We start from the raw sequence: 21,858 nt of genomic DNA, 5'->3' as shown, positions 1-21,858 counted from the left end.
TGAGCATTTTTGTTAGTCAAAAATGCTCACCTCTCTATATCAATTCAAACCTACCTCATTAATTACTTTATTCATTATTTCTATAAAATGCTTTTAAAGTCGTGCACTGCATTTCCTAATTAAGGTAAAATCATTAACGGCAGAGAAATCCAAGGTTAATCCTGTTAACTTGCTTTAGACAATTTAAATTTTTGAATAAAAATACGTCATGCTATTTGTTATTATTCAAATGCTGTCCTAAAGTCCTAAAGGAATAACCGTAAAAGGAGCTTTCTCACCAATAAAAAACTTGATGATAAGGCCAGTTATGTACACTTTGTTTTATTACCCTCGCAATGCCAGTCTCGCTCCACATTTTGTTTTAGAAGCACTAAAAGTTCCATATCAATTAGAAATTGTCGACCGTAAGAAAAATGCACAAAAATCAGCGCAATATTTAAGTCTAAACCCAACTGGAAGGATCCCCACACTGGTCGATGACGAATTTGTGTTGTTTGAAAGTGGCGCTATTTGTCTTTACCTTGCTGAAAAGCACCCTGAAGGGCAATTAATTCCATCGGACCCAGTTCAAAAAGGTGTTTTCTATCAATGGCTAATGTACTTCACGACGACGATACAGGCCGAGTTAATGATTTACTTCTATCCTGAGCGCCATACCCAAAGTGCACTCATGTATGACGATATCATTAAAACACAACAAACTCGCTTAGCTGACATGTTTGCTATTGTAAACCGTCATTTATCGGGAAAAAGCTATGTCGTCAATGAACAATTTACAATATGTGACTGTTACTTATTTATGTTGTGTATATGGGCGGATGAATTAAACACACCACCATTACAATTTGAACACTTAGCAAAATACCTACGCGGGATGGCAAAACACCCTGTTATAAAAAAAGTCTGCGAAGCCGAGCAAACAGACTTGAGCCCATACAAATAAGGTTTAAATTTTAAAACTCAAGTAAGAAGGTAGATTGGGACAATACAATACTAAAGCCAATTTTACATAATATATGTTTATTTGTAATTGGCTTTAAATACTACGCATGTGAAAGACATAACTTTACGGATAATTCAATGGCTCTGTAAGCAACACGCTTTATCTCTGACCTAACAACCCGTATTATATCCACTAACTTTACCTACCGTCCCCTTTATGCATCACCTTTTAGAACAATATAACCAGCTTATTAAAAGCAACGCTTTATCCTACGACCCCAAACAACAAGACGCCATTGGCGAGTTGGATAGATTGTCAGAGCAAATTCGTTTAAGTGGCAAAGCCAAAGGGATCTACTTATTTGGCCCTGTTGGCCGTGGTAAGTCAATGTTGATGGATATGTTTTACGAATCCCTCACCATAGATACAAAGCAAAGGTTGCATTTTCATCATTTCATGCACAAAATCCACCAGCAGCTGGCTGATATTCAAGGAAAAAAAGACCCATTAAAGGTTATAGCAAAACAGTGGGCAAAACATACAAAGGTGCTATGTTTTGACGAGTTCTTCGTAAAAGACATTGGTGATGCGATGATATTAGCGGGTCTTTTAGATGCATTTTTTAAAGCAGGTATTATTTTTGTCACAACATCGAATTCTCACCCAACCGAGCTATACAAAAATGGGTTACAAAGAAACCGCTTCGAACCAACCATAGAGTTGCTGTTGGCTAATTGCCATGTTGTAAGTGTGTGTGGCGAACACGATCACAGATTTAGCAATGGATTTTCAGCCCAGTTTTACTTCGAAAATAACATTGCAGGCTTTCAATCTCTGTTTAACACTTTAGGCGGATCTTACAACCCCACAGAAATAGACATATTGAATAGGCCAGTCAATATTCTGGGGCAAGCATGCAATGCATTGCTCATTGATTTTATGTCTTTATGTACCTCACCCAGAGCAACTTCAGACTACATTGAGCTCGCCACCGACTATGACGCAATTTTCGTTCAGGACATTCCTAAAATGGGCTCTTCTCCTGTTCTTCAGAGCGTTACTCAGGGTATCGAGGAAGGCTATATAAGAGCAAAACCCCTACTTGAATCTCGCAACCTAGATGACGAAGCGAGACGTTTTATCGCTCTCGTAGATGAATTTTATGATCGAAGAAAGTTGGTCGTTATTTCATCAAGCTTTTCATTGCATGCCCTTTATGCAGGAGAGCTACTCGATTTCGAATTTGAGCGTACCCGAAGTCGATTAGCTGAAATGCAATCATGGCAATTGCCATCAAACAATTAACTTTGCTGTTAAATCCAGGCGACTGTTCAGCGAAAACGGTACTTTGCGCACTTTCGCTATCTACTTTTTGATAGCGGGCTATTAGTCCTCATTGGTGCAACGAATACAGTTTTTTGCCAAAAGCGGGTTTTGGTTACACACTCCTCAAGTCACCCACATAAAATACAACACTAAATCATTAACAAAAGCTACAGTCGCAACCCTTTCAACCCATAAATACAGCAATTTTTATCTATCTTATCAAGTTCCGTAGATAAAATATGGACAAACTATTGTATACAATATATGTTATACATGAATTATCGATGACACACCGTCTGAAATAGAGGTGATAACTCGCCTAAGGTGTCTATTGCTAATTGAAAAAACAACAATAAATCAGCATCAATAAGGAAAACTATGGACCTCTCTAAGTTCAAACTAAATCAGTTTAAAAAATCATTCATTGCATTAAGTGTTAGCTCTGTATTGCCACTGGTTCCTTCTGCTGCAATCGCGGCGGATGAGTCAGCCGATGAGATTGAACGCGTTCAAATTACAGGTTCGCGTATCCAACGTACCGATTTGGAAAGCGCGCTTCCCGTTACTGTTATCTCCTCTGTCGACATAGCCAAAACAGGCTTAAATGATATCGCAGGTGTTTTGCGACAAAGCGTCTTCAATAGCGCGGGTAGCAATATCAATACAGGTAACTCAACAGATGCAAACCACTCTGGCTCTGGGTTACGTGGCCTTGGCGCCAACAGAACATTGACCTTGATTAATGGCCGTCAAGTGGCACCGTCGTCCGCTTTGTACGGAAGTAGTACAAACTTAAATATGATCCCAATTGAAGCAGTAGAGCGAATTGAGATCTTACGCGATGGGGCTTCAGCAATTTATGGTTCCAATGCGATCGCAGGGGTCGTGAATATCATCTTGAAAAAAGATTACGATGGTTTAGGGTTTAAATTGCATGGTGCTGATACTTCGCGTGGTGGTGGTAGCGAAAACGGTTTTTCAATGAGCTTTGGTCAAGTGACCGACAAATCTTCCGTCACACTTATATACGAACACCAATATCAAGAAGGTTTAAAAGGTGGTGAGCGTGACCATATTGACGGAAAAGTAAACCCAAGAAGAATATCAACAACGACCCCATGGGGTAACTGGCGTACCCATGAGGCTGATGGAGAGTTTGGACCATGGAATCCAGGGAAGGAATGCCCTCAAGAAAATATTAGAGATGAAGGCGAGGATGGAAAACGCTGTACGTTCGACTTTTACGAAGGCAAATTGTATTACCCAGAGCGTAAAAAGGACTCAATTTTTACCAATTTTACGTACAATATCTCTGATGAGTTGGAATGGTACGCGCAATCTTTAATCTTACGTGATGTCACAGACACAGCAGCGAGTTCAATTTGGATGACTGCTGACATGGCGGCAGACAACCCAAACAACCCTACTTTTGGCACTGGTAATGCTAAAGATATCCAAGTAACACACCGCATGGTTGGTGATGCAGACCGTGCCGTGCAATTTGATACGACACTCATCGACTTTAATACCGGTTTTGAATGGGTAACTGATGCTGGCGCATTGGCCGTAAACATTGGACTAAGCCGTGAAAAATTCCACCAAGTAACAAAGCATTACGCTTTCAAAGACCGGTTCCAGGACGCGGTAAATGAAGGTGAATACAACCCGTTAGTTCCAGGTGGCAATGCAACACGCCAAACATTAGATAACATTCGTCACACTGCTTATCGCAGCGGTGAAACAACGTCAAACGGTCTATCTATTAGCTGGGCGGGCTTGTCAGGCATGGAATTAGCTGGTGGTGAAATTGGCTATGCAATTGGTGCCGAATACAGAAAAACCGAGTTGGCTGATGAAATGGATGCCCAGTCTAACGCAGGCCTCGAAAATGGAAATGTTGTCAGTTCATTTGGTGGTGACGTAATCGGTGAACGAGACTATAAAGCTGCGTATGTCGAAGTCGAATTACCTGTGCTTGAAGAACTCGTTGTTAAAGTCGCTAGCCGTTATGATGAATATAGCTTACCTGATGCAGGCGAGCTATCGAGCAGCATCAATGTGCGTTATGAAGCGTCAGACGATCTTGTTTTACGTGGCGGTTTCAGCCAAGGCTTCCGCGTGGCGGGTTTGAACCGCTTGGTCGGAGATGCAGCAACTGGTTATTATAACTTGACGGACTGTCCTGACTCGACATGTGATACACAAAATATCCCAGCGACAGCAATCGGTACGCCAAACCTAAAACCCGAGACTTCAGAGCAATTTTCTGTCGGTGCAGTCTGGAATATTGCTCAGTATACCGCGGTCACTGTCGACTATTGGAATATTGAAATCACAGATCAGATTTCTAGAATTGAGCCACAAGATGTAATCGATTTAAGCCATGCTAATGCACTCGATGGTTACAACCCTGAGCAGATATATGTGAATCGAGATGCAGATGGGAAACTTACCTCTGTGGGTTATGGTTACATCAACATGGTTGGTGCAGAAACTTCGGGTATTGATATTGCGTTCAATACACGTTTCGACTTCGAAGATATGGGTGAGATCAGATACACCTTAGATGGTAGTTATACCTTTAACTACGATAGCCGAGCTAACCCAAATCAACCAGAGTACGATCGTGTCGGCTATGTCAGTAGAGCACAATACCGTGTTAATTCTCAAGTTACCTATATTCTTGACGAGTTCAGTGCAAATATTGCCCTCAGATATCTTGACCGTTTTAAAGGCGTGACCAATGAAGATGAAGTGGCAGGCCGAGAGTATGACGACTACGCTTCGGCGACAGAAGTGGACCTTGGTTTTAACTATCAAACTGACAGCTACGGTAGCTTCACAATCGGTGCGCGTAATATCTTTGACAGAGTACCTGAAGTAAGGCTTGAAAGATTTGTTGGATTTAACACCACCAACCACAACATATATGGTAGAACGCTCTTTGCTGATTACACTATTCAGTTTTAAGTAGTACTACCTGCTTATTCTCCCAACAAGCAGCCACATGTTTTCTGTTGGCTGCTTTTTAGATCAATCGTATCAGCAATACGATTTTTGCATCCTCCCCCAACCTCTTTCACTAAACCAAATCTACCAAATTAAGGGGCGTAATTTATAAAATTGGTTTGCTGGTACTATCTTGCGCAGATAAGCTGGATAAACAACATAATTGTGCATGTACTAGATTAATTTAGCATTCAATAAGGTACGAAACTGTTTTAAATTTGGGCGTAAGCTTAAACGCCTTCTAAAAACAAAAAGCGAGCTAATCAGCTCGCTTCAAGGTAAATATCTCAGTCAGTTCGAAATTACTTGTCCAACTTAAGTTTAACGCCTTTTAAGCGGCTTCTAACTGAGCTAATTTTGCTGCGGTTTTTTACTCGTGCTTCACCGCTCGCTTGGTTGCTAGGCCTATTGGTGCGGGCTTTACGTCTTTGATGGCTAGGTTTTTTACTCAGGTTATCAATCAAGTTGTCTCGACTTGCAACTTCGTAACCTGGTAAATAGTAACGCTTAATCTTTTGACCAATTAACGCTTCGATATGCAGTAAAAACTGCTCTTCTTCTCGGCTTACGAACGATATTGCCTGGCCCGTATTACCAGCGCGGCCTGTACGACCAATCCTATGAACATAATCTTCTGGTAAATAAGGCAGGTCATAGTTTACAACTCGAGGGAGCCCCTCGATATCAATACCACGTGCAGCAACTTCGGTTGCAACAAGCACACGTACTTTGCCTTCCTTAAACTCTCGAAGAGCACGACGCCTTGCACCTTGCTTTTTATCTCCATGACAAACAGTCGCAGCAATACCGTCAAGCTCTAACTCTTCGACAATAGTGTCAGCGTCATCTTTCATGTTTACAAATACAAGGACTTGTTGCCAATTTTTCTTGCCTATCAACTCTGATAACAGCTCTTTTTTACGCTGTTGTTCAACCGGATAAACAACATGACGAACCGTTTCTGCTGTCGTATTTTCAGGTGTGGTTTGAATAAGTTTAGGTTCTTTTAAAACCTTTTTAGCGAACTGTTTTACTGCCGATGGAAAAGTAGCAGAGAACAGCAACAACTGTTTATCTTCCTTCGCGAGAGATATAACACGCTGCATCTCATCAATAAAGCCCATATCTAGCATACGATCGGCTTCATCCAGTACCAGGTGTTCAATATTCGCTAAATCAACACTACCCAGTCTGACCAGATCAAGTAATCTCCCAGGAGTGGCGGCAATAATATCAGCGCCTTGGGATAAACGTTGCGATTGCCCTTCAACATTTACACCACCAAATACAGCGACAGTGCGCAGCTCGGTGTGCTTTGTAAACGACTCGCAATTGTTAGCAATTTGCTCTGCAAGCTCTCTGGTAGGTGCTAGAAATAGAGCACGAGGTGATTTAGATGGTGTGCCTTTTAACAGGTTATGTATAACAGGCAAGGCAAACGCTGCGGTTTTTCCTGTACCAGTTTGTGCAGTTGCCAGCACATCATGACCTTTTCTGATCACAGGGATGGCCGCCTGTTGGATCGGAGTGAGCTCTTCAAAGCCAATCTCATCCAAGGCTTTTAACAACGGCTCTGGAAAACTAAAAGATTTAAAATTCATAACGACAAACCTGCGACCAATACTGAAGGGCCGCAGATTATACGCCAATTCTCAGCATTAACAAAGCTTAAGTAGTGTCTCATCGACTAAATTAGCTTTTCCACCAACAATATATTGCTCATCGAGTGCATTAATTAGCTGTTGCCCCTCAATTTGCTGTGCTTTAGTCAATGGTACATAAGGCAGCCTAAATACGGGGTTAACTGCGCCTGTCATAATAAGTGCAGTGTTAATTGCAATTGGGTTTGGTTCGCAAAACAGCCAACTCATAAGCGGTTGCAATTCTTTGTTGAGCGATTCATTAGGACTATCCATTAGCTGTCTAAACAGTCGAGGTACTATGTTTGACGTGACAGAGATCACTCCATGAGATTGAAACTTATGGCGACCGTCATGAGCTTCATCATCATTTCCCGACCAACAGGCAATTCCCTGCGCTTCATAATGGGCTATGCGCTCATTACCCGCACATTCCTTAACACCGATAAAGTGCTTATGTTTAGCCAAAGGCTCCATAATATCTGGCGTTATATCTTGTCCAGTTCTACCGGGTACATTGTAAATAAACGCAGGTCCTATTTCTAAAACACGTTCAAAGTGTTCGACCACACCAGCATCCGATGTACGGCCATAATATGGGTTGATCTGTAGCGCAGCATCCATACCTGACGCGAAACCATATTCAGTCGCTTTGATAGCTTCCCTCGTATTGTTACTTCCGGTATTACCAACAATAATAAGCTTGTCTGAAAATTTGTTAACGCTGTGGGCGATCAACATTAAATGCTCTTCCCAAGTCATTAACTGACCTTCACCCGTTGTGCCGCCAACGATGATACCATCAACACCTGCTGCGATTTGGGTTTCTACTAAAGCATCATATGCCAGAAGATCAATTTCACCTGACATTTGATATGGAGTTTTGATCGCCGTGATTAAGCTGGCTTGTTTTATTGTTTGTATACTTCGCATGCAATTTCTAGCTAGTTGTTTATATACGACATGTTTTAACACAATTGACCTTGTATGCCGAGGGTAAAAAGCTCAGTTTTATAAAATTTCTTGCTTATAAACCAAAAATCATACAAACTCAAAATAACTGTATAAATAACCAGTATCAAAAATGAGATTAACTGATTATCTAAAATCTAACTTTTATGACGCTCATGAGCTTTGTAGTTTGCTGAAGATCTCACTTGAGCAGCTACAGCTGTGGCAAGAAAGTAGCATCTTCCCTAACGCCAGTTACAGCATTGATAACCTAATCAAGTGCAGCTCTTACCTTGGATTATATGAATGTGTTGAAGTAACAGATTATTACCCCAGAGCTGCCCTAGACTGGGCACAAATGCTGATAAAACATGAGGTGCAGCACTCTAGTCATGCATATGAATTATTTCAAAATAAATACATTACTACTTTAAAAGCCTGTGCAGACAGAGGCATTGTAAGTGATGATGATAAATTTGGTGATGATTTAATTGAACATATCCAACAGGTTTGGCAGCAATATTTATGCAGCAAATATGGCGTAATAAGTCAAAATGGCGCAGTTGAAGAGGTTGTGTATATAGACCTCGGACGCTCTTTGGTAGATGCACTAACAGAAGATAGGACGAGCAACAGTGTGCCTCCTGAAGATAGAGCTTTGTTACATGAAGCACTTAAATTATTGAATAGAGCTTTGAGTCATAATGCATCTCACGAGAAACATAATTCGCTTAGGTATCAATACATCGAAAGTGTAATGCAAAAATATGACTTATCCACACGCTAGCCTCATTGTATCTAATCTATTTTTTACAGGCTGCTCTGCTAAATATTTACCCAGATAGATAAAAGCCACCTAAATTCACATTAAGTGGCTTTTATGAAATGAGTTTTTTAATACGGGTTTTGCCTAATTGACTTCACCATTTTCAGCAGATACTAACCGCTCAAAATGTGCTCTAAATATTTCAAACCCTTTTAACACTCTTAGTTTATCTTCGCACAAGCCGTCATACCAAGAATCAAATTTTTCGTCATCATCTTGCTCACTTAAAACCTGATATTGGGCCAGCAGTTCTACAATGTCACTGTGTTCGCAAGTTAGCTCGTCCAACTGCTGAGCTAGCGACGAATGATCCTCGTTTTGCAGCTGTGCAATGACACTGTTGTCTAATTGTTGTGATTCTTCGCTCACAGTGTTGTCCTCTTTCTCAATCTCGACTCTAGTTATAACAGTCTGATATTGAAGATCCAGTAACAATTTGCTTATTCGTATAATCATTAGACAAAAGTGTAAAAAAAATTTCAGACAAGCAATTGAAAACCATTCTCAAATAGAATAGTATTTGTGACGTTATCACATTTCGTAAGGTTTAATTTTACTATGAAAGCAAATATCCACCCGGATTATCAAGCTGTTGCATTTCATGACACGGCAGTAGACAAATACTTCATCGTTGGCTCAACAATCAAGTCTGACAGAACCGTTGAAATCGATGGTGTTGAGTACCCATACGTGCCAATTGATGTTTCAAGTGCATCTCACCCATTCTATACAGGTAAGCAGAAAATCGTTGCAAGCGATGGCCGTGTTGCTAAGTTCAACCGCCGTTTCAAAAACCTTTCTGCTACAACTAAGTAAGTATTGGTTATTAGTTTACATCGCAACTTTGTGTAGCGATGTAAACTCACCCAAAAGGTGTTTAAACATATTAAGGAGCATAAGTTGAAAGTTCTAAGTTCATTAAAGAGCGCGAAGAATAGACCAGGTTGTCAAGTAGTTAAGCGCCGTGGACGTGTTTACGTTATCTGTAAAACAAACCCAAGATTTAAAGCTGTTCAAGGCAAAAAGAAAAAGCGTTAATCGCTACAAAGTATTTATGAGTGCTTTGCGCGAAAAGTACTCATCACTATTTCACCTCTTACCCCCTCTAATCCCGATTACTTAAATGATTGAGCCACAGTTGCATAAAAAAAAGCGACTCTCGCCGCTTTTTATAATTTTATTTTACTTTAGCGCTTACGCCTTCTAAGGAGTGCAAGCGGTGCACTCAGTAAAGTCAGCCAGCCAAATGAACCTGAATCACCATCTTGGTCATCGTCGTCATCTCCCCTGACATCAATGAGATTAACTCTTACTTCAGTATACTCAGATACATTGCCGAACGTATCCTGAGCCCGTACACCAAATCGAATCACATTTTGGAACTCGTAATCCAGCTCACCTTGAACAATAATATCGCCATTACCAGCTATGCTGAACGGCGCACTACCTATCACCATAAAGGCGTCAACTGGTGAAGTATCAGCATCCGGGTCCATAAATTCTAGGCGGCCAATTATGGTTCCAAGCGCTGCATTCTCTCTCACTTCAAAAATCTGACCACTGGGGATATTAGGTGTTCGGTCAGGGACATCTTCGTCATTGGGGTCATCCACAACATCAATTTTCACTTCGACAAAGTTAGATTCATTCCCATCTGAATCAACGGCTTTGACGACAAAAACAAACGCTTGATGAACTTCGTAATCGACTAAGCCAGTGACCTTAATACTGCCATCAGCATCAATCTCAAATGGAACATCTCCCAAAATTGTGAATGATTCTACCGGAGACTCATCCGGATCTGGGTCTTCAAACTCGAGCATGCCAACAATCGTACCGACTTCCGAGTTTTCGCTAACTTCAAAGCTCTGCTCGTCTTTAATGACAGGTGCGACATCGTCATCACCCAGCTCATCCAATACCTCGACATTTACTTCAGTATAATCAGATGTATTGCCCATTGAGTCCATTGCGCGTACAAAGAAGCTGTATTCACTTTGCATTTCAAAATCCAGCTCTGTAGTGACAATAATTTCACCTGTAGGATTAATCATAAATGGCACTTCATCTAAGATCATAAAGCTTTCCACAGGTGATACATCCGGATCCGGGTCGGTAAACATTAACATCCCGATAGACGCGCCAGCTTCATTATTTTCCATTACTTCAAATGATTGGCCCTGATCAATCACTGGATCTCTATCAGGTGGAACTGAAATAGTCATATTAAACATTTGTTGACTTTCAAGTTCGCCATCACTTACTGTCAAAGTCATCTCGTCATCAAATGACGTATAAGGCCTTCCTGATAGCACGCCATCAATAAACGACATGCCCGGCACCGAAGGTTCTAAACTTAGGGTAAGTTCACTTCCTTCAATATCTTCTACCTTATCGTTAAAGTCTAAAACAGTCAGCTCACCTATGAATAACCCTACGTCTTCAATAGGTGCAATCACGGGTGCATCATTAACCGCATTGATAGTAATTGTTACAGCAAATTGCCCATCCGGCAGTGGGTCATTGTTTGGTGCTGTTTGACTATCAGTCATGCCCTGGAATACAAAGTTATCTTCGCCAACGTAGTTTTCGTTTGGCATGTACATCACATTTGCAAAGTCTTGCGCTAATACTTCAGTCCCCTGCTCCAATGTGTTCTCACCATTAAGCAACATACCATTGTTTGGAACCTGAATTATTTCAACTGAATCAAACGCATTAGACAAATTGTCTGCAAAGGCAGAACCAACTGCCACTTTCATGTCTTCGTCAGTAGTAAATTCTCGGTCTGATTGCGTTGAAATTGCCACTTTGTAAGCACTGCGCCCATGAGTAAAGGCAAACAGCTCGTTCCCTTTAATCGCAAGCTTAGCGATATTTGTATTCGCCAACCCTAGACCATCAGCCATCCAATTTTGGCCACCGTCAGTTGATACAAACACCCCGAGATCTGTTCCGACAAATAACCTCTGGGTATTGTTCGGATCTACTGCAATTGTCATCGCAGGAATATTTGGAAGACCGGTGTCACTGGCTTGCCAGTTTTGCCCACCATCCGTTGTTTTCCATACGTGTGTCGCATCAAAATTGGAGACGGTTGCATAAATAATTTGATTGTCTGTAGGGTCAAATGCGACAGAGCTTATCGTTACCCCTGACTGAATGGTTGCGGTTGTCCAATTCGAAGCTGTTGTAGCTTGATCTGCTTGATATGATACGTAGATAGCGCCATTATTTGTTCCCGCTGCAACCGCGGTTTCTGTATTTGGTGCGATCCCAATTGAATATACAGAGCCATCTAATGCCGCAGATGCAGCTGACCAATTCGCTGCTTGGTCATCTGTTCTCCATAATTGACTACCGCCTATCCATAAGACTTGTGGGTTTGATGGCGCCATTTCAAAACGGGTTATAAATGGAAAACCATTGTCACCAGTAATACCATTGACAGCACTGGTAAAGCTTTGTCCGCCATCTGTAGACTTTCTTAATGATAGGCGCGTAAATTCGCCAAACATAATATCAGGATTGGTCGGATCGATGGCCGTCCATCCACCATCACCACCAAGAATTTCTACCCAGCCATTAAAACCATTGTCCACTCCGACCAAAGTACCGTTATCTTGAGTTCCGCCAAAGTAACTTGTGCCATTGGGCTTGACCGTACCATGATAAAACTGAGTAACTGCATATCCATTGTTAAGCGTTGACCAGCTTACTCTTTGTGTTGGATCTGCCGTTGAATTACCGCACACTTCGCTTACCGTTAGTCGACCAGACAACGCACTGTCTGTTTTTTGGATCCCGCCATCATTGGCAACAAACATGGTGGTATTCGTTGTACCGTTATAATCTGGATGAAAAACAATTTCATGTTGATCCGCATGTGCATACTGTGGGCTTGTGGGGTTTAGCCACCAAATACTGGTCGGTACGAATGTTTGGGCACCATCGTCAGAGCGAAAGACATCTATACCACCTGTCCACACTACGTCTGGGTTAAGAGGATCAACCGCGATAATATTGTCATACCAACCCTGATTGAAAAACTGCGGCGTGCCACCAGTACATTGATCTAACAATCCAAAATACGTATTGCTGAGCAACAAGCGAGTAAACGCATCGGCAGTATCTTTGGTCACTGTTTGGGTCCAATTCACCCCCATATCTGTGGACTTGTAAACAGAGTCCATCCCATGATCATTGCGATTGGCAGCCAGCGCATAAATAATATTGTTATCTGATGGCGCAACAGCAATAGTAGTTCGGCCTTGTTCGGTGCCAGCAATGACTTGAGACCAAGTCTCTGCGGCATCAGAGCTGCGATGAACTCCGCCAGCATTAAAAGAACCACAAGCCGTCAAAAGTACATCCGTACCTGACTGGGATAATACAGTTAAATCAGTACAGCCTACTGAGGTACCTTGAGGCACAAATTTGGTTTCCCAAGAAGTACCACCATCTGTCGACTTATGCACACCCGTTCTCGTTGCGGCGTAAATCGTATTCGACTCATTTTGACTGAACTTAATCTTATTTACATATTGAAAATTAGCATTGCTTGCAGTGCTCGAAATCTGTGTCCAAGTCATCCCCGCATCTTCTGATTTAAATAAACCGTCACCGCGCAATGCGTCGAAATTAAACAGGCCTTCACCAGTACCAGCGTAGAGAATATCTGCATTACTTGGATCAAACGTTAAAGTCGTTACTGCAAGGTTTGTCGCCAGATCGCTAAGTGGCTGCCACGACGCACCCGCATCGGTTGTTTTCCATACCCCACCAGCGACACCTGCTGTATACATAATATCGTGATTTGTAGGGTGAATGATGAGAGTCCGAGTTCGACCGCCAATATTTCCCGGACCTAATTCCTGCCACTGACCAAGCTCTTGATTTTGCCCGTCAGGTGCATTTAAGTTGGGCTGAATTTCTGACAGCAATGCATTATTTGCTATTGAAAACTGCGGCATCTGTTTAATGTGCTTTAATGCGTCAGAATACTTTTCAACAGGCAGCGAGGTGGCACCTACTGGCAGCCTTTGTTGAACGTAAAATTCTTGTGCCTCTTTCGGTTTGTCGTAGCGCTTTGGCGATTGCGACTTTTTCTGTGCTTTCTTTTCTAAAAACTCAGCTTTACGCTCATAAGGTGTCAAAGCTTGATCTTGCAGCGCAACGTATGATGCACCACCAAGCGCAATGGCGACAGCAATACTCACAGGGTGGAGAAGTCTCATTGGTTTATCCCTTTTCACTTTTTAATGTTTAGAGTGCCTATCAACCTTGGAGTCGAGACTTCTTAAATATGACTACAGACAATTTGAATGACAACGCACCAAGCGCTTCACCCTAGCACGCGCAGAGTACGCTTTGTTATCTCAACACTTAACATCGTTCTCTTTTAGATAGGTATCCGACTAGAGTGTAGTAACAAACGCACATTAAACATAAAAAGTTTTTTAAGAGAGGTGAAAAAAAACAAAAGTTTGAAGATGAAGATATAGCAGCATTGACATACTGCGATGACTGAACCACAAGTTTAGTGGCTCACTCTAGCTGGGAGAATTACTTCTGTTTCTGTGAATTTTATAACCAGTCAATATACTCTATTTACCAAATAGCAGTTCCCAAACACTCGGAGGCTCATGTAATTGATGGTATTCCTCGCGAAGTGAATTAATTTCTTTAAGTGCTTTGCGTGCTCGATCTGATTGACCTTTGTTAGCCATCACAATCGCGCTCTTAGCGACAGCTATAGATTTATTCAGGCCTTCAATTGATTGGGCTTTTTTATCTGCTTGAAACCCCGCGTTTTTTGCCTGCTCGATCAACAGAATAAAGCGTTCCAAATGACTAATCATTTGTTCTCTATTCTCAGCCTTTATCGCCAGTTTATACTCGTGACCCATTTTTTTCATGATCTGGTTGAGATCGCTCGACTCTGCATATACTGAAAAGCCCAAAAACACAGCTATAACCAAAACAAACTTCATGACGCCCCCTTAAAGTTTGCGCTAGTATATATAAATAAACTTTGCAAACAAGACCAAATATACGTAATGGGAAAATTGACTGTAAGCTGTCGAGAAGTATTTGTATTCATTACTTTATTTTGCGTAAGCTACCTAAATCCAATCAGTGCTGTCGCGGCTCAAGACTCACTACCCTTAAAAGTGACATTTGTAAACCCAGGCTCAAGTGGTTTAAACCCGACAGGTAACTTTTGGCTTAACGTCTCCAAAGTAATGAATGCCGTTGCACAAGATACCAATATTGAACTCACTATTTTATACGCCGAGCGAAATCATATTTTGATGAAAGAGCTCACTAAGCAAGCGCTAGAGTCTGATGCTGATTACCTTATTTTGGTTGATGAAAAACGTGTTATTACAGAAGCCTTGCTCAACTCACCCAAAGTCCACCCAAATATTTTATTTTTATTGAACAGTCCTAATCAACTCGAAATAAACAGACTGAGCGCAAAAGGTTTTGGCATAAAAGCAGCCATCTTACCTGACAATTATCAAGCTGGAAAAGAACTTGCACGAGAGCTAGTAAAAAAGGTGCAAACAGATTTATCAGCCGATGAGTCGTTTTCTATGCTGGCGTTTCTCGGCGATATCGCAACAAACGCAGCCTTAGAGAGAGAGCAAGGACTACTGAGTTACACAAATCGTATTTCAAATGTAAAGGTTGTAGATAAAGTTGATGCCCATTGGTCTAAGCAAAGAGCCCATCAACTAGCCAGAGGGCTGTTACGGCGACATAGGAATGTGGAACTTATTTGGTGCGCGAATGATGCAATTGCGTTTGGTGTTAACCAAGCAGCAATTGAGCTTGGCGTCAGGGATAAAATAAAAATTGGCGGAGTCAATTGGGACAGTGGGCACGAGAATAAATTAGATGTATCCATTGGTGGTCACGTCTTCCTAGGAGGCTATCTGCTTATTGAGCTTAAAAAATACCAGCGTGGGTTAGTGAAGTACATCGGTACCCAAAAAGTAGCTATATTTCGCCCCTATAGCAGTACTTTCGAACCAGTTTACAAAGCTATACATGAAGATAACTTAAATCAAATAGACTTTTCACAATTCGTTGACGGAAAGAAAAGTTACACTATTATGACCTTAAACAAAGAATTAAATTTTTGACCGATTTTTAACCAAAAAATGAATTATTTAAATACCACAAAGCAATAAATGAAATTCATAATCTAAATTAAGATTTTATTATAAATTTATTAACCCCTTCTGTTTTTAGCGTATTTTTTGCACTGTTGACAGCCTCCCAAATACCTGTTTTAGTTAAATTGGTTAACAACATGTAACTAGGACAAACAAAATGAAACATAACATTCTAACAAGCACGAAACACACATTACTTGCCCTTGGCGTTGCGTCTGCGCTTGGTGCTACAACTGCACATGCAGCAGCATCTGAACGTATGATTGTCACATTAAAACAAGAATCGATGGCAAACGCACTACCAGTTGCGTTATCACAAGCTGAGATGGCTGACTTTAAATCTCAGTCTCTTGAACTTTTCGCAAATGACATCAATGCACAAGCGATTAAAACACTACCTAACATCAACGCTGTTGTTATGGAATTGACTCCTGAACAGCTTAAACAACTAGAGGCTGATGGTAATGTGGCCACTGTAGAAGTTGACCCTAAGCGTTTCGTTCCTGAAGCGATTGACGCGAGCATTGCACCTTTTGCTGAGTCAACACCTTACGGTATTACAATGGTTCAAGCTCAATTAGTCAGCGATGCTGCAGCAGCTAACCGTAAAGTATGTATCATGGACACAGGTTACCACCGTGACCATGAAGACCTTGTCAGTGTTGGTGTGACGGGTGATGACGGCTATGGTTCAAATGATACTGGCCTTTGGCACAATGATGGACACGGTCACGGTACTCACGTTGCAGGTACTATTGCAGCACTAGGCGGCAATGGTACTGGTGTTGTAGGTGTGAATGCATCTGGCAACCTAAAACTACATATTGTTAAAGTTTTCAATGATTCAGGTCGTTGGGCTTATGGTTCAGACCTCATTGAAGCAATTAATCAGTGTGAAGCAGCTGGTGCCAACGTTACAAGCATGAGCCTTGGCGGAAGCGGCAGCTCAACGGCTGAAAGAAATGCGTTTGACCAAAGCTACCAGCGCGGCATGCTACACATTGCAGCAGCAGGCAATGGTGGTAACAGTGCTCTGAGCTACCCAGCGTCCTATGACAACGTGGTTTCTGTTGCAGCTGTTGACAGCTCAGAAAACAAAGCGTCTTTCTCGCAATATAACAGCCAAGTTGAAATCGCAGGCCCAGGTGTTGGCGTAAACTCAACATGGAACAATGGTGGCTACAGAAGCATTAGTGGTACATCAATGGCTACGCCACACGTATCAGGTGTTGCAGCACTCGTTTGGAGTAACTTCCCACAGTGTTCTAACGCTCAAATTCGTGCAGCTTTAAATGCAACAGCTAAAGACAAAGGCGCTGCAGGTCGTGATACATCATACGGTCACGGTATCGTTCAAGCAAAAGCTGCGTATGATTATCTAGCACAAAGCTGTGGTGGTGGCGTTGATCCTGCACCTGTTGCAAACTTTACATTCTCAACTTCGGGCCTAACTGCAACATTCACAAATGGCTCAACCGCAGGCACGTACAACTGGACATTTGGTGACGGCAATTCAAGCTCACAGAGCTCACCAAGCCACACTTATGCTCAAGCAGGTTCGTATGACGTAACACTTAAAGTTACTAACTCTGCTGGTGACTTTGATACAGTTGTTAAGCAAGTAACAGTTGAAGATGCAGTAACACCTCCAGGATGTTCTGGCTTAAGTGCTTGGAGTGCATCAACGTTCTACCGTGTCGGTGACCGAGTGTCGTATAAAGGTTATGAGTACAAGTCAACTTGGTGGTCACGTGGTGCTCAACCAGACATCTTCAGCAATGTTTGGAACAAAGTAGGTAAATGTAATTAATTCATAACCTATTGCGAGAATAAAGCACTCGTACACAATATAACCCCAACACAGGTCCACTGAGTTGGGGTTAGCTTTTCTTTGAATACATAAACTCCGATTAAACCAGCCCCGATTATGCCAATTGCTCTTTTAAGCGCTTCTAAAATGCCAGGTTGAATGGATTGCAAAGCAATGAACTGCAATGTAACAGCTAATGAGAAACACAAAGCGGCTAATACCCACATTGCTTTGTGCTTGCTAAGTTTATCAAGTGACAATGACGGTCTAAACAAAATAGAATTGAGTACTAACACGATAAACGTGACATAGAGAATATGAAAATCCACCGGGCTATGTTGCAAAGCTTGCTTATCAAAAACGATACATAGGCCCCAACAAAACGACGTTACCAAGATATATCCGGCGCCAGGTTCTTGAACCGACAACCTTCCTCCTTGCAAGATGAATGACGCTAGTACCAATACTGCGACCGCAACCGTTTCTGTTAGACTTAACGCTTCTCCCATCCAAACCCAAGCCGCAGAGCCTGCGATCACAGGCGTCAAACATAACATAGGTAGCATAACAGCCACCTTACCTAGCGCCAAAGCCCGGATAAAACACACACTTCCCACGCCAGCCAATACACCGCTGATTGTTGCCGGATAGAAGTAGTCAAACTGTGGCAGTGTTCGGCTGAAAGACAACCAATAAACAACGTATACAGGTAACACGGTCGCGCTAAATACAACCGACATTGCTGGAGCAGAAAAAAATGCGGACAATCGTTTTCTGGCATAGTCAAATCCAACCCAGCATAAGGCACTTAATAGGGCAAACTCCATATTTGTGACTAACTTATAATTTGCTAAGCGCGAGTTGCGTTTGGGTTTTCATATATTGATTGATCTTAGGGTGTTCAGGCTTCCAACCTGCCAAAAAACGATGAAAATCGGCCCATATAAAACACCAACTTTCTCGCCACTCATTTTCCAAAAGATCAACCTCAATTGTCACGTTTTGATTTTTAATCTGCTCTCTTAACTCTGTAAAGTAGATATCTAAAAGATTTGATGCACAAGAGCTGAGTTGCTCTGAATCTAACACAGTTGTAAATAACAACATCACATCAGAGAGGCCTAATCCAATACCTGTATGTTGAAAATCGTAACCGATCACTGACGTATCATTGAACGCAAAGTTTGCCAGTTTAGCGTCGCCATGGATCAGCGTTTTAAATGTCACCGCATCGAGCTTTTCATTGATTGCATGGGCCGCACTCTTTAATGACGAAGCTGGCATCTTTTCAAATTCGTCAGGTCGAGTTTTTAAATGCCAGTAATTACCATAACCCAATAAACCAAATGAAGACTCACCTCCTCCAACACGTAGCCAATTTGCATGAAACCCCGCTAGCCATTTTAGAGTACGCTCAATATCACCACTATTTGCATCAGCCTTATTATGAAAACCTCGTTGCTCAAAATCTTCCAATAACGTGACAAAAGTCCCATCAAATTCATGTAGCTCAATTACCTTCGGTGTGTGACACGTCATAGGCAAGCTTTCGACATAATGCGTGTAAAAATACTGCTCTTTAACATAACTCCGTACTTTTCTTTGCAACGAAAAGGGAGTCTGTCGAATATTTACATGTTTGAGATCATCAGGTACCTTGCTCAGCTTAACCGCATATTTACAAGAACCAATTTGGAATTTATCCAAGAATCCACAGCCATTCCATAAGGCCTGAGCACTTTGTTCATGTGTTTGGAGAGAGTTAAGGTAGTGTGAGTAAAGAGAATGCTGCATAAAAAAACCGTTCGCTTTTTTATGCAGTTTATATGATACGCCCAATTATATAAATAATTTGGGCGTATGTTCTTATCGTTTATTGATTAACGACAGATTTAACAGAGTCTACTTCCTTTGAGTCTTGGATTAAATTTAAGTCAAAATCAAACTCATCCACTCGAATCGCTTTTTCACGCTTGCGATTATAATCTACCAACTTCACATATTCTTGCTCATTGATGATATTCGCAACAAAGGCATTGTTTAATGTATCACCGAAACTAACACCCGCCTTTATTTCACGTTTTTTAAGTGACTTCTTCACTTTAGCTAGCGACTCCAAACACCCCATCTTTGCTTTATAAGCCTGTTCATTGATATCGTGTCCGTCACCTTCAGTTGGCTTAACCAAATGCGTTAGTTGCTGTTTAAAATCAGTGTCTAATTGTGCGGCTTTTGCTAGCTCTCTGATCATATCGTCGCTAATTTTTGGCATACGATGCGAAAAGTTCATGGTCGCAATACGCATAAAACGTCTTGCAGCTTTGCTCGGGAAGTTATCCAAGAACTTATGAAGTGCCTTTTCCGCTTCCATCAATGCATACCGTGTCGCATAGTGAAAATAAGGTGCAGCTTGCGCCCTATCTTGCTGTGACACTTTTTGCTCATAGTATCGAATTGATGCCATTGCAGCGTAAACAAAGCTCATCACATCGCCAAGTCTTGCTGATAGTAATTCGGCTTGCTTTAACTTACCACCTAGAACGAGCAACGAGAAATCTGCATAAACAGCAAGTTTGGACGCCAACTGCTGTGCTGCTTTTTCATATTGAACAACTTCCGGTAAAGAAGATGAACCTGACGCCAAAAATGGAAACGCGCCAAGTTTGAATGCACGAAATCCATTGCCGATACTGTAGCCAACCGTTTTTCTTAAAATTTTATTGAATTCTTTGTCTGCATTTGCCTCTTCACTGTGGATAGACTCGACCATTGTTTGCAAATAAGGGTGGCACCGCATCACACCTTGGCCAAATATCATCAAGTTACGAGTCAAAATGTTCGCGCCTTCGACTGTAATCGCGATAGGCTGTGCAACATAACCGCTTGCCAAAGTATTTTGTGGCCCCGTTTGAATTGCCTTACCTGCAAGAATATCCATAGCAGAATCAAGCACATCACGACCCAACTCCGTCATATGATACTTGGCAATAGCTGTTACAACAGACGGTTTTAGACCCATGCCTAAGCCTTCAGTTGTTAAAACTCGCATTGATTCTTGTAAAAAAGCCTTACCAGCAATATCTGCTAACTTCTCTTGGATCCCTTCAAACTGACCAATTGCCAATCCGAATTGCTCACGTACCGCTGCATACTCAGATGCCGACTTCAATGCCACTTGGCTCGTCGAGACACCTAGTGCAGGCAACGAAATACCGCGACCAGCTCCTAAACAACTTACTAGCATTTGCCAACCACGGCCGATATTCTCTTGTCCACCGATGATGAAATCCATCGGAATAAATACTTTGTTACCACGCGTTGTACCGTTGTAGAATCGAATACCCATAGGATCGTGGCGATTGCCAAGCTCTACACCCGGGTGAGATTTAGGGATTAAAGCACAGGTGATGCCCAAGGATTCCTTGCCTCCAAGTAAGCCATTTGGATCAAACACTTTAAAGGCTAGGCCAAGTACCGTAGCTATCGGCGCGAGTGTGATATATCGCTTGTCCCAAGTTACTTCTAGACCAAGTACCTCTTTGCCTTCAAACATACCCTTTGTAACAATACCCTGATCAGGAATGCCACCCGCATCAGAACCTGCTTCTGGACTAGTCAAAGCAAAACATGGAATGTCACGGCCATTGGCAAGTCGTGGTAAATAATGCGCCTGCTGCTCAGCCGTACCATAGTGCAGCAACAACTCACCTGGACCGAGTGAATTTGGTACCATCACTGTCACAGCGACCGCAGAAGATTTGGTTGCGATCGTACCAACAATGGTTGAGTTGGCGTACGGGCTAAACTCCAGGCCGCCATACTGCTTTGGAATAATAAGAGAGAAAAAGCGCTCTTTCTTCAAAAACTCTAAGATATGTTCAGGTAAGTGCTTAGAATTTTGGATATGATTTTCATCAATCATCGCCATTAGTTCTTTAACAGGACCGTCTAAAAACGCCTGTTCGTCAGCCGACAATTTCGCTTCGGTCACAGCACGTAAAGCGGAAAAATCTGGTTTTCCTTGATAGATAGAGCCTTCTAACCATACATCCCCCGCATCTAAAGCTTCTTGCTCTGTAACTGAAATGCTTGGCAAAATTTTTCTTAGTTGTGTTCTTAAACTCATAATTAACTCATCCGACCAGATAGATATACCTACATTACGTCAT

At 41.9% G+C, this 21,858-nt stretch carries 16 protein-coding genes; 8 read left to right on the top strand and 8 right to left on the bottom strand.

All coding sequences use genetic code 11. From position 1 onward, the window contains the following. Positions 1-307 precede the first annotated feature (307 nt). The 3 genes from J8M00_RS01750 (at position 308) to J8M00_RS01740 (ending at position 5,239) form a co-directional block, all read left to right on the top strand. A complete protein-coding gene (locus J8M00_RS01750; protein ID WP_211008649.1) occupies positions 308-943 on the top strand; it encodes a glutathione S-transferase family protein in 636 nt (211 codons plus the stop codon). A gap of 216 nt (positions 944-1,159) precedes the next feature. Continuing rightward, on the top strand, positions 1,160-2,248 hold the full coding sequence (zapE, locus tag J8M00_RS01745; protein WP_211008648.1) for a cell division protein ZapE: 1,089 nt from the start codon (positions 1,160-1,162) through the stop codon (positions 2,246-2,248). 399 nt (positions 2,249-2,647) lie between these two features. Next, the gene (locus tag J8M00_RS01740) at positions 2,648-5,239 is read left to right on the top strand and encodes a TonB-dependent receptor plug domain-containing protein (RefSeq protein ID WP_211008647.1); all 2,592 of its coding nucleotides are present in this window, start codon (positions 2,648-2,650) and stop codon (positions 5,237-5,239) included. A gap of 341 nt (positions 5,240-5,580) precedes the next feature. Here the strand turns inward: J8M00_RS01740 and J8M00_RS01735 are convergent, their stop codons facing one another. Further along, positions 5,581-6,879 (bottom strand): DEAD/DEAH box helicase, encoded by a 1,299-nt coding sequence (locus J8M00_RS01735; protein ID WP_211008646.1) that lies wholly within the window; start codon positions 6,877-6,879, stop codon positions 5,581-5,583. A gap of 57 nt (positions 6,880-6,936) precedes the next feature. Then, positions 6,937-7,851: a 4-hydroxy-tetrahydrodipicolinate synthase gene (gene dapA, locus J8M00_RS01730; protein WP_211008645.1), complete on the bottom strand. Its 915-nt coding sequence runs from the start codon at positions 7,849-7,851 to the stop codon at positions 6,937-6,939. 151 nt (positions 7,852-8,002) lie between these two features. Between dapA and J8M00_RS01725 the strand changes: the two genes are divergently transcribed. Continuing rightward, a complete protein-coding gene (locus tag J8M00_RS01725; protein WP_211008644.1) occupies positions 8,003-8,656 on the top strand; it encodes a DUF6058 family natural product biosynthesis protein in 654 nt (217 codons plus the stop codon). 123 nt (positions 8,657-8,779) lie between these two features. Here J8M00_RS01725 and J8M00_RS01720 read toward each other — a convergent pair whose 3' ends face one another. Continuing rightward, complete coding sequence (locus J8M00_RS01720) at positions 8,780-9,064, bottom strand: hypothetical protein (protein ID WP_211008643.1); 285 nt, start codon at positions 9,062-9,064, stop codon at positions 8,780-8,782. Between the two features lie 189 nt (positions 9,065-9,253). Between J8M00_RS01720 and J8M00_RS01715 the strand changes: the two genes are divergently transcribed. Continuing rightward, on the top strand, positions 9,254-9,511 hold the full coding sequence (locus J8M00_RS01715) for a type B 50S ribosomal protein L31 (RefSeq protein WP_023397844.1): 258 nt from the start codon (positions 9,254-9,256) through the stop codon (positions 9,509-9,511). An 84-nt stretch (positions 9,512-9,595) separates the two neighbouring features. Then, positions 9,596-9,733: a type B 50S ribosomal protein L36 gene (gene ykgO / locus J8M00_RS01710; RefSeq protein WP_080672543.1), complete on the top strand. Its 138-nt coding sequence runs from the start codon at positions 9,596-9,598 to the stop codon at positions 9,731-9,733. A 149-nt stretch (positions 9,734-9,882) separates the two neighbouring features. On the opposite strand, the gene J8M00_RS01705 is transcribed toward ykgO, so the two are convergent. Beyond that, complete coding sequence (locus J8M00_RS01705; protein ID WP_211008642.1) at positions 9,883-13,932, bottom strand: rhombosortase-dependent cadherin domain-containing protein; 4,050 nt, start codon at positions 13,930-13,932, stop codon at positions 9,883-9,885. A gap of 369 nt (positions 13,933-14,301) precedes the next feature. Beyond that, the gene (locus tag J8M00_RS01700; protein WP_211008641.1) at positions 14,302-14,688 is read right to left on the bottom strand and encodes a cytochrome b562; all 387 of its coding nucleotides are present in this window, start codon (positions 14,686-14,688) and stop codon (positions 14,302-14,304) included. 66 nt (positions 14,689-14,754) lie between these two features. Between J8M00_RS01700 and J8M00_RS01695 the strand changes: the two genes are divergently transcribed. Then, positions 14,755-15,846, top strand: coding sequence for an ABC transporter substrate-binding protein (locus tag J8M00_RS01695; protein ID WP_211008640.1), 1,092 nt, complete (start codon positions 14,755-14,757; stop codon positions 15,844-15,846). Between the two features lie 190 nt (positions 15,847-16,036). Then, positions 16,037-17,689 carry a S8 family serine peptidase gene (locus tag J8M00_RS01690; RefSeq protein WP_211008639.1) on the top strand — a complete coding sequence of 551 codons (1,653 nt, stop codon included), beginning with the start codon at positions 16,037-16,039 and terminating at the stop codon, positions 17,687-17,689. Between the two features lie 8 nt (positions 17,690-17,697). Here J8M00_RS01690 and J8M00_RS01685 read toward each other — a convergent pair whose 3' ends face one another. From J8M00_RS01685 to J8M00_RS01675, 3 genes are all read right to left on the bottom strand, one after another. Beyond that, a complete protein-coding gene (locus J8M00_RS01685; protein WP_211008638.1) occupies positions 17,698-18,516 on the bottom strand; it encodes an EamA family transporter in 819 nt (272 codons plus the stop codon). A 13-nt stretch (positions 18,517-18,529) separates the two neighbouring features. Continuing rightward, positions 18,530-19,483 (bottom strand): phosphotransferase, encoded by a 954-nt coding sequence (locus tag J8M00_RS01680; RefSeq protein ID WP_211008637.1) that lies wholly within the window; start codon positions 19,481-19,483, stop codon positions 18,530-18,532. A gap of 79 nt (positions 19,484-19,562) precedes the next feature. Further along, positions 19,563-21,815, bottom strand: a complete 2,253-nt coding sequence (locus J8M00_RS01675; protein WP_211008636.1) for an acyl-CoA dehydrogenase — start codon at positions 21,813-21,815, stop codon at positions 19,563-19,565. Positions 21,816-21,858: the final 43 nt, after the last annotated feature.

Source organism: Pseudoalteromonas luteoviolacea, from assembly GCF_018100925.1.
Classification (GTDB): domain Bacteria; phylum Pseudomonadota; class Gammaproteobacteria; order Enterobacterales; family Alteromonadaceae; genus Pseudoalteromonas; species Pseudoalteromonas obscura.
Note: the sequence above shows the minus strand (reverse complement) of the source record. Positions and strands in the feature narration are given on the sequence as shown.